The organism is Flavimaribacter sediminis, assembly GCF_019492055.1.
Lineage (GTDB): Bacteria > Pseudomonadota > Alphaproteobacteria > Rhizobiales > Rhizobiaceae > Flavimaribacter > Flavimaribacter sediminis.
Genome location: NZ_JAICBX010000004.1, coordinates 66,309 through 77,848, shown reverse-complemented (window position 1 = coordinate 77,848; position 11,540 = coordinate 66,309). Strand labels below are relative to the sequence as shown.

The 11,540-nt window shown below is 55.3% G+C and carries 13 protein-coding genes; 5 read left to right on the top strand and 8 right to left on the bottom strand.

What is annotated here, in order from left to right:
• Positions 1 to 59: 59 nt before the first annotated feature.
• Positions 60 to 458 carry a hypothetical protein gene (locus K1W69_RS19385; protein ID WP_220230102.1) on the bottom strand — a complete coding sequence of 133 codons (399 nt, stop codon included), beginning with the start codon at positions 456 to 458 and terminating at the stop codon, positions 60 to 62.
• 37 nt (positions 459 to 495) lie between these two features.
• Between K1W69_RS19385 and K1W69_RS19380 the strand changes: the two genes are divergently transcribed.
• Together K1W69_RS19380 and K1W69_RS19375 are read left to right on the top strand one after the other, a co-directional pair.
• Positions 496 to 855 carry a hypothetical protein gene (locus tag K1W69_RS19380; RefSeq protein WP_220230101.1) on the top strand — a complete coding sequence of 120 codons (360 nt, stop codon included), beginning with the start codon at positions 496 to 498 and terminating at the stop codon, positions 853 to 855.
• A gap of 232 nt (positions 856 to 1,087) precedes the next feature.
• A complete protein-coding gene (locus tag K1W69_RS19375; RefSeq protein ID WP_220230100.1) occupies positions 1,088 to 1,699 on the top strand; it encodes a LysE family translocator in 612 nt (203 codons plus the stop codon).
• A gap of 304 nt (positions 1,700 to 2,003) precedes the next feature.
• Here K1W69_RS19375 and K1W69_RS19370 read toward each other — a convergent pair whose 3' ends face one another.
• From K1W69_RS19370 to K1W69_RS19350, 5 genes are all read right to left on the bottom strand, one after another.
• Positions 2,004 to 2,471, bottom strand: coding sequence for a hypothetical protein (locus tag K1W69_RS19370; protein WP_220230099.1), 468 nt, complete (start codon positions 2,469 to 2,471; stop codon positions 2,004 to 2,006).
• 189 nt (positions 2,472 to 2,660) lie between these two features.
• Positions 2,661 to 4,301 carry a hypothetical protein gene (locus tag K1W69_RS19365; RefSeq protein ID WP_220230098.1) on the bottom strand — a complete coding sequence of 547 codons (1,641 nt, stop codon included), beginning with the start codon at positions 4,299 to 4,301 and terminating at the stop codon, positions 2,661 to 2,663.
• 239 nt (positions 4,302 to 4,540) lie between these two features.
• Positions 4,541 to 4,819 carry a hypothetical protein gene (locus tag K1W69_RS19360; protein ID WP_220230097.1) on the bottom strand — a complete coding sequence of 93 codons (279 nt, stop codon included), beginning with the start codon at positions 4,817 to 4,819 and terminating at the stop codon, positions 4,541 to 4,543.
• Positions 4,820 to 4,865: 46 nt separating this feature from the next.
• Positions 4,866 to 5,276 carry a hypothetical protein gene (locus K1W69_RS19355; protein WP_220230096.1) on the bottom strand — a complete coding sequence of 137 codons (411 nt, stop codon included), beginning with the start codon at positions 5,274 to 5,276 and terminating at the stop codon, positions 4,866 to 4,868.
• 174 nt (positions 5,277 to 5,450) lie between these two features.
• Positions 5,451 to 7,265 carry a sensor histidine kinase gene (locus tag K1W69_RS19350; protein WP_220230095.1) on the bottom strand — a complete coding sequence of 605 codons (1,815 nt, stop codon included), beginning with the start codon at positions 7,263 to 7,265 and terminating at the stop codon, positions 5,451 to 5,453.
• A 344-nt stretch (positions 7,266 to 7,609) separates the two neighbouring features.
• On the opposite strand from K1W69_RS19350, the gene K1W69_RS19345 reads away from it, so the two are divergent.
• Both K1W69_RS19345 and K1W69_RS19340 read left to right on the top strand, forming a co-directional pair.
• Positions 7,610 to 8,299 carry a hypothetical protein gene (locus K1W69_RS19345; protein ID WP_220230094.1) on the top strand — a complete coding sequence of 230 codons (690 nt, stop codon included), beginning with the start codon at positions 7,610 to 7,612 and terminating at the stop codon, positions 8,297 to 8,299.
• A gap of 20 nt (positions 8,300 to 8,319) precedes the next feature.
• Positions 8,320 to 8,763 (top strand): hypothetical protein, encoded by a 444-nt coding sequence (locus tag K1W69_RS19340; protein WP_220230093.1) that lies wholly within the window; start codon positions 8,320 to 8,322, stop codon positions 8,761 to 8,763.
• Between the two features lie 52 nt (positions 8,764 to 8,815).
• Here K1W69_RS19340 and K1W69_RS19335 read toward each other — a convergent pair whose 3' ends face one another.
• Positions 8,816 to 9,319, bottom strand: coding sequence for a hypothetical protein (locus tag K1W69_RS19335; protein WP_220230092.1), 504 nt, complete (start codon positions 9,317 to 9,319; stop codon positions 8,816 to 8,818).
• Positions 9,320 to 9,538: 219 nt separating this feature from the next.
• On the opposite strand from K1W69_RS19335, the gene K1W69_RS19330 reads away from it, so the two are divergent.
• Complete coding sequence (locus K1W69_RS19330) at positions 9,539 to 10,108, top strand: hypothetical protein (RefSeq protein ID WP_220230091.1); 570 nt, start codon at positions 9,539 to 9,541, stop codon at positions 10,106 to 10,108.
• An 8-nt stretch (positions 10,109 to 10,116) separates the two neighbouring features.
• Here K1W69_RS19330 and K1W69_RS19325 read toward each other — a convergent pair whose 3' ends face one another.
• Complete coding sequence (locus K1W69_RS19325) at positions 10,117 to 10,776, bottom strand: response regulator transcription factor (protein WP_220230090.1); 660 nt, start codon at positions 10,774 to 10,776, stop codon at positions 10,117 to 10,119.
• Positions 10,777 to 11,540 lie beyond the last annotated feature (764 nt).

Genomic DNA, 11,540 nt, shown 5'->3' with positions numbered 1-11,540 from the left:
CCGGCGCCACCCAAACCTCCGGGGGCGCGCCAGGGTGGGACAGCCTTGACGCTGCGGCGTCAATCCGCCACCCCGATGCCTTCCGAAAAGAAGGCGATGGAATTGCTCTTCTGTTGGTTCCCACTGACCACGGCAAGCGCATCGCTGTGGAAAGCGCCGATGGCCGCGCGCTTCCCGTCTTTGCACCACTTGAGTTCCCGGCTGAGACCAATCCAGTCAACATTGCCGGTTGGCATATCCGGAATTTGGATAATACCGGTGAGGTCAACGCCCCACAGCACGCGCGGCGTTTTATGTTTTCGTTGATGCAGGAGTCGGATGACAAAGCCGACTTGAGCGATCCACCGGGGATCGGTCGCACAAGGTGTTAGCGAAGGTCCGCCGCCTGAACTCCGGGGCGATGCAGTTTTTCTGGCAAAGCAGGAGAAATCCAGCGTGATTGTGTATGTGTCGAACAATGGCAAGCGCGACAGCGACTGGCAAGGAGATTGACCGATGTCGGGACTGCGCGTTGTCCTGGTTTTGCTGGCGCTTTGGATCGCACTCCAGACAGGCTCCTATGTTACGACTTCTGACATTGAGGGACCAAGAAACATCGACACCGGATTCAAACGGCTGGATGTTTTCTTCAAATGGCAGATCGCCGCGCTTGCGGTGGCGCTGGTTGCCGCTGCGGCAGGGTTCGTTGGGCCAGACAAACGCTGGCGCAAGCGATTGATCGGGCTCGCACCGTTGGGATTAACGCTGGCCGCGGTCGGCGGTCTGGCCTTGGTGGGACTGATCATCCAAAATGCCCAGACACCTGACACCTCATTTCGGCCAACGACAGCGCCCGCGGCAACGGCGACTGAGTAATTGAGGCCACAGGCAAAGGAGACGGGGAAACGCTCGGCAAAGCAGCCATTTGCGCGGCCGCAACGAAAGCTCATTTTGTCCGCACAGCCGTCAATCGTCGCAGGTTCAGCGACTGACGGCTTCGAGCCCTTTCTGACGGATGCTGCGCGACGCATGAATGTCGGCTTTGGCAAAACGATGCCTTTCGGGCGAAATGCCCTATACTAACCTTGGAAACAGAAAGGGGGCGGCAATGACGCTAGAACAGCTACTGATCTTCCTTCCGGCGGCGCTGCTTCTAGGCGCCTCACCGGGAGCCAATAACCTTCTGGCCTTCATTTCTGCAACCAAAGCCGGCTGGTTGCAGACCGCTAAGGGTATTTTCGGTCGTCTGGCCGCATGGGCTGTCCTTGTTGTGTTGGTCTCTCTGGGCCTCGATGTCTTGCTCCGCACTTCCGAACTCGCTTTTGTCGCGCTGAAGTGGGTCGGCGTTGCGTATCTTTTCTATCTCGCGTGGCAATTCTGGACTGCGGATGTCTCGACCGAGATCGAAGCTCCCGAGGTTTCGATGCTGATACGTCGGGAATTTTTCACGCTGATGGGTAATCCCAAGGCTTACCTCCTGCTCACCGCTTTCATTCCGCAATTTGTGAATGATGGCGCTGCGTTAATGCCGCAGCTCTTTGTACTCGGCGCCCTCTATTTGCTGGTCGAAGGCATGGCCGCGCTTCTGTGGGTGTCGGCAGGAACTCTGGTCGGAGCGCGTGCCCTTACCCCTCTACGGCGCAGAATCGTCAACCGCGCCTCGGCTGGTCTGATGGGGACCGCCGCGCTTCTTCTTGCGCGAACGGAAAAGGCCGCTTAGCGCCGCGAGCAGAACCGGCGCGCCGCTTCGTCTCGCCAACAGTGCTGCACACGACGAACGTCGCCTTCGGCGGCGAGAACCGCGAAACACTTTCCATCACAGAGGCCGAGACAGGAACCGTGTTGAGCGCACCGACGGAGACGCGCGGCCCTCCCCTCTTCGGAGGATACCGAGCGGGACGCCCGGCGCCCGGCGATGTGGCTTTCGAAGGCGCGCCCGCCGACCTCCGGCAACGCAAGGACATCCGCAACGAATGGCTCGCCGTCCGAGGCGCGTTTTGGGAAACCTGGATCACGCCGGAGTATCAAACATCAGGGTCTGCTTTATTGCCCGAGATGGTAATCTGCCCTGCGGGGTCAGCCGGCCGCATTGAACCGATAGTAGTCATTCGTTTCGACAACGCGATCGACAGCTTTGCGCGCCCATTTCGGCCAGTCACGATAGAACTGGGAGCCCTGTAACCGGTCGTTCGGTCGAGCGAAGCGAATGTCCAGTGATGGCGGAATCTGTCATTCGAACGAATACTATCTTGGGAAGATGGTGAAGGTGAATTGGCCGCACCAACCCCCAAATTGTCTGAACATCCGGCCTGTGTAAATGGCTGTGCAGATGCCAACAACAGAAAGTCGGGACGCGAAGCGACAATATCAGGAACAACACCTGCAGCTTTCTCTGCAGGTGTTGCAACCTGCATTCCAAGGCCGTCGTCAAACGGCCAGTTTTGGGCTGTCTCAGCAGTCTTCCATGGAAGGATCGCAGCCTTGCTGGCCACGGTTCTGGTTGCCCTAATTGCGGCCCATCGCGGCAACATTCCGTTGACTGTACTCGTCAAAGTCGCGCCCTGGAAAAGCCGTACTGAAAATGCGGTTTCGCGCTACAAATTTGCAGTCCTATCCTGACGGGACCGCATCATGACCAATGCCAACTTGCAAAACGGGCCGATGGTCACCGACGTCCGATGTCAATCCGAAACCATATTCTCGTCGAACTGGGCAATCGCTTCATACTGGGACTGTAAACGGGATGCGAATTTGGCGCCCGGCTGGAAGCCGTTGCCAAGCTGTACGATACTGCGCTCGGGGTTGCCTCCCAAAAGTTTCTGCAAATACTCGTAAATCGAAGCGCCGACCACACCCGCCAGGCCTCCGCCCTGCAAAGTGCTGTGGTTGCCGAGCCAATGGCCCAGTGCGCCAGTCCAATAATAGTAGTGAATACCGCCGTTCCAATGTTCGGGTCCAAAACCGTCATTCGCAGCACGTGCAGCTTCGTGAAAAACAAACACTCCGTCAGGCCCAAAAAAAGGATCGTCAATCGCTGTTACATCGAAACTTCGGATTCCGATGTACCGTGCGAAAGACGGATATCGATCGACCGACTGTATGCCGAGGATATCTTCAAGCATCGGTTTTGCGAGATCTGCCTTGCGTCGATCCTGACCGGCATAGGTCCTGGGATATTCACCAGCCCATTGTTCTGGTCGAGCAAGAAGGCGTGTGACATTCAGCGCGGTGAGTTGGGCCTCGAACAGATTGACTGTCACGCGCTTTTCCTGATCGCGCCCGCGATCCTTTTTCAGCATAGCATTGATGGTTGTATAGAAAAGTCCCACAGGTGATATCGGGTTTGCAGTTTCCCGGTTCACCAGAGAGCGCTTGATTCTCTTGTACAGTTCAACTTCATACCCGGTCCGCAACACAGGTACATTGCCATCTTCGTCCTTCAGATAAAGAGCAAGATCAACGTATGGAAAGGTGATGGTTCGGGAAAGCCGGAAATTCTTGGCGCACGCCGTAATATACAGCTGAACAGCGCTTCGTTCGATTTTTTTGAGCTCCGCTAAATCCCGGTTTTTGCATGGCTGATCGCCGCCTTGTTCGTTAACGAGGTCGTTGATGATCAATCTCGCAATCGAATAGGCTACCTCTGGCGCGGCCGGTTTGACGGAGTCGATGTCATTGTGGTTGAATTTGACCTCGATATGCACGCGAACGGCCTGGGGATCGCTCAGACGCCTGTTGTCGCTTTGATATCCAAGGAATTTCTTTTTTGCTTCGGCAGTCACCCAAGCGGCTGAATAATCACTCCTGGTTTGCAAGTTCGACCGGATCCAGCGCTGCTTGATTTGAGCGACAAAAGTATCTTCCTCGCGCCAGTCGGTCCTCCGCCAATCGGTGCTTTTCCGCTTGTCAAGAGAACGAATTTTGAAATCATCCCAGTTTTTCATGGCAATGGTGGGGTGATCATAAGTGAAGGCGTTCATCTTGGCAGTGACAGTCACACTGTGAGACTTGCGTCCCTCGTCACGGGAGCAGCGATAGATGACGAACCAGTTAACTCGGCCCTTTGAACGTTCGGTCGCCCTGCTAAAAGAGGGATTACATATTGGATGTTGCGCACCAAAAGTCGCCGACATTGCTGCTCGAGCAGCCTTTTCGAATTTGGCGTTCAATTCGTTGGCGCGCTCGCTTGAGGCTTTTGCAGAAGACGCGATCGCGACACAAACAAGAAGACCTAGCAACAGTCCGAACCGGCCGGGAAGCGAATGCCAAATCCCGGCGTTGCGAGCTGGCGACAAACGTAATGACAGGTGGCTATTCGACATGCACTCATCCCATCTTGTTTGATCTTTCAACAATTCTTCGGCGATTTGCCGCGCAAGGCAGGCGCGTTTCCAAAGTCAGCCTACCGCGCCAATGGGGAAGACCGGAATCGGCAAGAGTGCCTATAGAAGAGAATGCCGGTTCTGGCCGGCAGCGATCGGCCCCAGGGCCGACGGCGCCGGTAAAGATGAATGCTGCAGAACCGGGTCCTGGCGATAGGCAGGTCGGGGTGGCGCGGTTCTCAAACCGGTTTTCCGACAAGCAGGATCGCAACCATCAGGACAAAGCAACTGGCGATGAAAAGGAACAACGCTCGCGAGCGAAGGGCATGATAACGCATTCCTTTTTCCGTGAGATGTTCAGCGGCGAGCTTGTGGCGCCAATGCACACCCGGATCGAACCAGAAACGCCAGTTTGAAGTGGGCCGGCGATTCCGGGCGGTCAGAAATCCTGCGACCGCCACCACGATCCATGATGCGACCGCCAGGCCGAACAGGGTAAATATGATGACATCCGTCATCCCCGGGTTCGCATCATTTTCCGATTGGCGGGGCGTGCACCGCATCTCATCTCCATATGGTCGCGCGCCAGTTATATGGCCCTGGGGCCCAGGCACAGCCAAAGGTGCCGCCTGCGGTTCGCCTCGGATAGTTCAGCGACCCCTTGTATGTGCACTTGCGACCTGCCTGGGGGCCGTTGATGTCCCAGCGCTCGATGATCAAACCATCGCGCACATCGATATGGATACGAAGTTCTGATCGAATACTGCCGTGGGTGGGATGGTGCCAGGCAGCATCGTAAATATTGGAAATTCCCCCGGATATGTCCCGGCGGGTCCATATTCCCTTCCAGCCACCTGGAACCGTCACATCCCAACGGTGACCAAGGCGATGGATACCGTTTTGGGAATTCGCCAAAGAAACGAATTGAGCCGACAAAACCATACATGCAAGCAAGACTGCAAGAATCCGAAGCATCATTCTCTCCTTTAGCCGTGGGCCTGTTCAGCTGGTCCGCTGTATGAGCATGAGAATGGAAAGCGCCGCGTCTCGCCACAATCGGCAAAGCTACCTAGAAATGTAAGCAGATTGCGGGACGCAGTGATTGTTCGGCAGAAGAAGGATGCTGCTCCAGGTCAAGCCCGTTCGGTTCTATCGGAGCCGGTCTCTGACGGAAGCGCGCTCTTTCCCAACGGGAACGGAAATCCGGACAATGGTGCCGTTTGGTTCGTTCTTTGCGGTGTTCCAGGTCCCGCCGAGGGTTTTGATCCTCTGGTCGATCGAGGTAAAGCCAAGGCCGAAATCGACGTCATCAGGGTTGGGCAGACCGGCCCCGTCATCGTCTACGCGTATGTCGAATGAGACGTCTGACTGTGTTAATTGCAGGCTTACATTCGAGGCGCCGGAGTGCTTGCTGATATTGCTGCCCAATTCCTGCAATACGCGATAGAGATGCAGTTGCGAGGCGCGATCGATGCGGGGTTCTCCCGCGTCGTCTTTGATATTGACCTGAATGCCGAAGGAGCGCTGCAGATTGGCAAACAGGGACTTGATCGATCTGCTCCAGCCCAGTTGCGAAACCGTATCGGGATGGAGATCGTGGGAAAGCTCCCGAACGCGGGCAAGGGTTCGTTTTGCCAATCCGGATGCCGCGCGAATATCCTCCTGGGAGGCTCTCCCTGACTCTGCCGCATCGATCAGGGCCTTCATCATGACCATGTCGTGCCCAACGGAATCGTGCAGTTCCAAAGCGATACGGGCCCTCTCCTTTTCCTGGATGGAAACGAATCCGCGAGCGTTTTCGAGTTCGATTTCGGCAAGTTGCATCCGCGCGCGTTCGGCGATGCTCCGGTGGTAACGAATACGCGCCGCAAGCGCCAGAGAGAAGGCGAGCGCCTCAACCGCGAGTGTGATCTCGAGTACATGTGCCTGGAAGATCCCGAGCTGGAGCGTCGTCAGCGACCTCAGAAGCACGAGAGTTCCGCCCGGGACCATCACCATGGCCAGTGGAAAGATCAGGATCCTGGCATTCTTGTTGCCCTTGAGCAATTCCACAACGGTAATAACCGTCGCCGCCACCGGCATCGCCAGAACGAGTATGAGCAGCAAGGATTGCGGTAGGTAATAGGGCAGGACGACACCGCTTACGGCCACAAAAATTGCAAGGGCCGCCAAGGCATAAAGGACTTTGGTGCTTGTTGGCTTGACATGATCGAAGGCAAGAAAACTCGATATGAACAGCGCGCCAACAACGATCGTGGTTGCAAGCGCGATGTTCAGGATCTGATTTGAGAGGATGACCGTCCAGATATAATAGGCGCCCAGTCCGGTCAGGTAGAGATCGATGAAGACGAGGGAGGTGATCGTCATGGCATTGAGCGCGAAAACCAACTCCCGCGAAAATGCGGACACCGCCAGATTGTAGAGGGCAATGGCAGCCACGAAGCCCAGCAAGAGAATCGTGACCAGCCATTGCTGTTCGTAGGTTTGCTGAAAGGCCTGCGGATCCCAGGCCTGCAATCCGAATGCAACCAGATTGGGCTGGCTGACGCGAAGATATCTCTGGGCTACCGGTTCAACATCTTCAGACAGGATAAAGGCGACCTGCGGAACCGGAATTGCGTTGCCGCTCCGTTTGACGCTGTCACCGGAAACCGAAATGTTCCATCCCCTGTCGTCAGGGCGTTGTTCGTACAACACTGCTTCGTCGACCATCTTGGTGATTGACAGAACGGCTCCAGGGCGAAGCACCGGAAGCTTGATCCACAGTGGCGCCCCGCCAATTCCGGCAGTTGTGTTCGAGACCTGCGGCCCATTGAAATAACCGGGCTCTTCACAACAAACGTCTTCAATCGCGACGCTCTCACCCGATTGTTCGACCTGGAAACTCAAATCGATGCGAGCCGTTTCCGCCCGGCTTGAACCAGTGGTGACAAGGACGATCAGAGCGAAGAAAACGAAGCGCAATACACAGTCTCCGAAGCGCCAAAACCGGCACCGGCCAGCAGACTGCTTCCCGACACACCTTAATATCAATAGGCCAATGTGCCTATCGCGCTACGCACGCTGGCGAATGGCGAGATGCTTCCAGCTGTGTGAGGATCGGGAGTATCTGAAAAAGCTGGATATAATGCATGGCGAAAGATGTGGAGGAATACTCATAGCCGGCAGTCTTTCTTCGGAGCGTCTTGCTTGCATCCGCCTGGAAATAAAGATGATCAGACTTTGCGCAGTCGGCGCAGCCTTCGTATTGCTATCGAACCTTTCAGCGGGAGGCGCCTCTGCACAGGGTTGGGCCTGGGCTGTCTACCATGATGGTTCCCGAACGATCTGGGTTGCGCCGATGTCCGAAATGCAGGGCGATACCCGTTGGTCGGTTTTGGAACCCTACACACATCAAAACAGGGCAAAGGCGCAAACAACGGCCTGCCAGTTGGTCTATAACGGCGATCTTCGAAACCGGCGATACAGATCCCCTCAGATTGAACGTGGTGATTGGTCCTGCTGAAAAACAAGTGATCACAATGTTCGATTTTGAAAAATTCGAAAGCCCCAAAGGGTGGCATTGGAGGTGGGGAGAATGGATATCACCAGCCTTTCCCTATCTTGAGGCAAGACCGTGGACGCCTCTCCTGATCGGAGGGAGGCTTTGCTTTTCGGCGTCGACGAATGCCAGTCACAATCTGCCTGACGAGGAATTCGTATCAGACCCTGAGGAAAAATGGTGCGTCGTTTGGGGCGATGAAGCAGGTCCAATGTTCAAGGACGTCCTTGACACCACGGAGCTTGACGGCCGCCCTTTGTACATCGCCGTACGATCAACAGCCACTGGATACCAATATCACATCGTATGGCATGACAAGATAAGCCAGGGCTTTGACCGGCAGATCACTTTCCGCGTCGAGGAAGGCAGACCGCTGATCTATCTGTTCCATTCTGCAAGCGGTGGCGCCGGCACACCCATCGAACCCGAGTGGTCGAATATCGATCACATCGTCTGACGCATTCCGGGAGGAAAGAAATGGGGGATTTCCGGCTTTCCATGTTCTGTGCACTGACACGCATCGCCGTGATATCGCTTGCGCATCTGATTGTTCCCACGGGATTTGCCGTGGCAGCGACGCTCCAGATACAAAACGAAACCGGCTTTGCCATGCGGGTCGAACTCGTCACGATGACCAGTGACGATCTGCCTGATGTCAAAGACAGCCTGAAGGCGCTCCATCTGAGCAACAGGCAGGGCGGGATAATCGATGTCGAGGCGGGGCGTTACTTCCTGTTGCCGAGCAATCCGACCGGGGCACGGGTTCCCTGTCACGCTCAATATTCCCCTAAAACAGTCTCAGGATCAGAGTGTCCGCCTGGTTATCGGCTGCACTACCAGGGCGAATGCATCAATCTGGAAGACGAGCAGCGCAACGAAGGGCAAGGACCCGTTAGAATGGTGGCGCCGCGTCCGAACTAGCTAGTCTAGACAGGTTCAATGACCGGTTTTGACGCGTTGGAACTTCCGTATTCTAAGCCCCTTCAATTGCCTCGATGATCTGGTTCTCCACCAGATAGTCGTAGTTCCGGCGGCCGAAAACAGTAAAACCTGCTGTCTCGACACGATGCGGCAGCTCCACGAGAAGAGCGGCGCTGTTCTTCTTGAGAACCCGGAGCATCGTATCTTCCCGTCGGAATCCCCGCGGGTGTAAATTCCCGGGCAGCGGCCGATGGCTTTGAACCAGGGTAAGACCGCTTCCTATCATGCTTTTCTCAAGTTCACCGAGAACGTCCCGGAACTCCGTCAGCTTGAGATCAACGGTCATGCGAAGCCCCGAGACATCGACTTGCCGATTGGGTCCCGTTTCGCTCAAAGGTACGGACACACGCCACCAGTCCATGCTTGCGATGGGATAATGATCGTAGAGCCTTATGTAACTGGCACTCGGTAGCAGCAATGCGCGGACGTGTTGGTAATCAGCGTTGTCGATCAGGAAATCGAATATTTCCTCCTGGAACAGGTCGCTCGCGTTCATGCTGTTTTACCCGAGATCCAACGTTGCGATTCCGGCAATCCTACCGCGGCATTGGCGTTCCGCGCATCGGCAACGGCAGCAAACCACTAAGCATTCTTGCCTATTGAAGCATGCTGTTTCCTCGGCAATCCTCTCAAAATGGAAACGACAGGGGCCGTCTTCCGTTGAATCCGGCACTTCAAGCCAACCGTCCAGAGGGTGTCGATAAGTTCTGTCGACATGAACGAATTGATTTTCTCAAGGATTGCAGCATTGTCGAGAGCCCTGCTTGCGTCGTTTTCCATCAAACGACTTCGCTTCGCGAGATTGGAGGCAAAGCTTCTCAAGAACTGCGAAGAGGCCATGTCCGGAAGCGGGCTTCAATGGGATATCGCTCCTCATCTGGTCTTTGCAGATCACAGGAGAAATATGTTTTCAGCGCTGCTGGTGCGATTTGCCGGCGAATATGGACCTGGATCTCACGGCAGACCTGACGCCCGGTTGATTGAGGCGGTTCTATTGATGGGGGTTGCGTTGACGGGCACTCAAGCAGCCATTCTGGATTTCAGGCAAATGGAATATGTCTGGGGGGACGACATGAGCGCGTTTCTGCGTATCTACCGCTTTTACCCTTTTGAGGTGCCCGTTGTACTGATCGTTTCCGACCTGAATTCCTATGCGCTCGGAACGCTCGCCCAGGCGCTGGGATACGATCCGAATGAAATTTTCTTTCAGGATATGGAAAGTGCCGTTCAGGGCCTGCGGGCTCTGGTCGAGCGAACGGATTCGAAAACACCAGGCAAGACTTAGAGCACAGATTACTTGATGCCGATAAGCGTGGTTCTGTGACTGATCGCTATTTCCAGAAGCCGGTTCGTACCGTGAACATCGAGCTTGTCAGCGATATTTCGCCGATGCGCCTGAACGGTCCGCGGTGAGATGTTGAGTTCCAGCGCGATCTCCTTACTGGTCTTTCCGAAAGAAAGCAGAACCAGCACGTTGCGCTCGGCATTGGTGAGTGTGGAAAAATCATGCCGGTCTTCGGTTTCTCCAACCGCTGGTGCGAACCGGGGGTCGGGATTGCCGACGGATTGGCTCATGTAGAATTCGCCATTGGAATTCTGCAAGACGCTGACGATCTCCGATGGCGCATCTTCCTTGGCAATGAAGCCGATTGCTCCCAACTCGTAGGCCCGTTTCGCATAACTCTCTGCGGCATGCATGGAAACGATCACCACCTTCGCGGGATTACCGATCGCCTTGATGCGTTTCAAAACGCTGAAGCCATCTATCTCCGGCATGTTCAGATCAAGGACAACGAAGTGCGGTTTGAGAATATCGATTTGCGAGAGCGCGGCCCGGCCATCGCCAACTTCCGCGACGATAGAGAAAGTCCCGTTCGCTTCCAGAACATGCCTGACACCCGTACGGAAGATCGGATGATCATCGGCTAGGAGGACTTTCTGCAACCCGTTCATTCACCGCCTCGTGACTGGGGGATATGCGACAGCAAGTTGAGGGACATGGAGTTTGCCGGTTCGATGCACAGCAAAAGGCCGGCTTGTCGAAAATGTAGTTGAAGCCAGACTATCACGCAAATCCGCACGAGCAGAAACGAAGCGAGGGCAATATGCCCGCGCTCCCGTTATTTTCCGGTATGTGATGCATATGTTTTTTCTGGCATGCCTTGCTCGAACATGTTGGTCTAACCGCCGCAAAGCTCCGGATTTGTGGATTGGTACCTGCCTGTTGCAACGGCGGCGCATGCATTGGCCCAGGCAGCTGATTCTGAATAGTAGGGACCGTTTTGGAGTATATATCCCCGGGAAGACCAATTGAGCCTGTCTACATGTACCGTGGGCGGCGTATCGTAGAGGTTGATGTAAATGTTGTAGAGCGTTTGCTGAGCACGGGCTTCCTTGACGGGAGGTGTCAATAATCCTGTTGCGCCGAATGCAACCGCAGCGAGGGTCAGCACAGCTGCATGTCTGATGTACTTCATTGTGCCTGTCACTTTCCATCTCCTTGACTTGGAGGCTGCGACTTTCCCGTCGCATCTCACGACCAGAACGGCTTGATGGGGTGAGGAATTTTCCACAGGCCGCCTTTGTCGAATTTGGCAGTGCAGGCAGTTTTTCACCATACTTGCGGTTGCGTAGCGATCTAGGCACATCGGCCTACAGGATGGCGCCCAACAACAGGTGCGTCAGTGATTTGAATGACTAATTCGCCCGGAATGCTC

Excerpts from the sequence above, each read along its gene's own strand:
- K1W69_RS19365 (WP_220230098.1), bottom strand. The coding sequence starts at position 4,301 with ATGTCGAATAGCCACCTGTCATTACGTTTGTCGCCAGCTCGCAACGCC.
- K1W69_RS19345 (WP_220230094.1), top strand. The coding sequence starts at position 7,610 with ATGATGGTTCCCGAACGATCTGGGTTGCGCCGATGTCCGAAATGCAGG.
- K1W69_RS19360 (WP_220230097.1), bottom strand. The coding sequence starts at position 4,819 with ATGACGGATGTCATCATATTTACCCTGTTCGGCCTGGCGGTCGCATCA.
- K1W69_RS19340 (WP_220230093.1), top strand. The coding sequence starts at position 8,320 with ATGGGGGATTTCCGGCTTTCCATGTTCTGTGCACTGACACGCATCGCC.
- K1W69_RS19325 (WP_220230090.1), bottom strand. The coding sequence starts at position 10,776 with ATGAACGGGTTGCAGAAAGTCCTCCTAGCCGATGATCATCCGATCTTC.
- K1W69_RS19330 (WP_220230091.1), top strand. The coding sequence starts at position 9,539 with ATGAACGAATTGATTTTCTCAAGGATTGCAGCATTGTCGAGAGCCCTG.
- K1W69_RS19355 (WP_220230096.1), bottom strand. The coding sequence starts at position 5,276 with ATGCTTCGGATTCTTGCAGTCTTGCTTGCATGTATGGTTTTGTCGGCT.
- K1W69_RS19335 (WP_220230092.1), bottom strand. The coding sequence starts at position 9,319 with ATGAACGCGAGCGACCTGTTCCAGGAGGAAATATTCGATTTCCTGATC.
- K1W69_RS19380 (WP_220230101.1), top strand. The coding sequence starts at position 496 with ATGTCGGGACTGCGCGTTGTCCTGGTTTTGCTGGCGCTTTGGATCGCA.
- K1W69_RS19375 (WP_220230100.1), top strand. The coding sequence starts at position 1,088 with ATGACGCTAGAACAGCTACTGATCTTCCTTCCGGCGGCGCTGCTTCTA.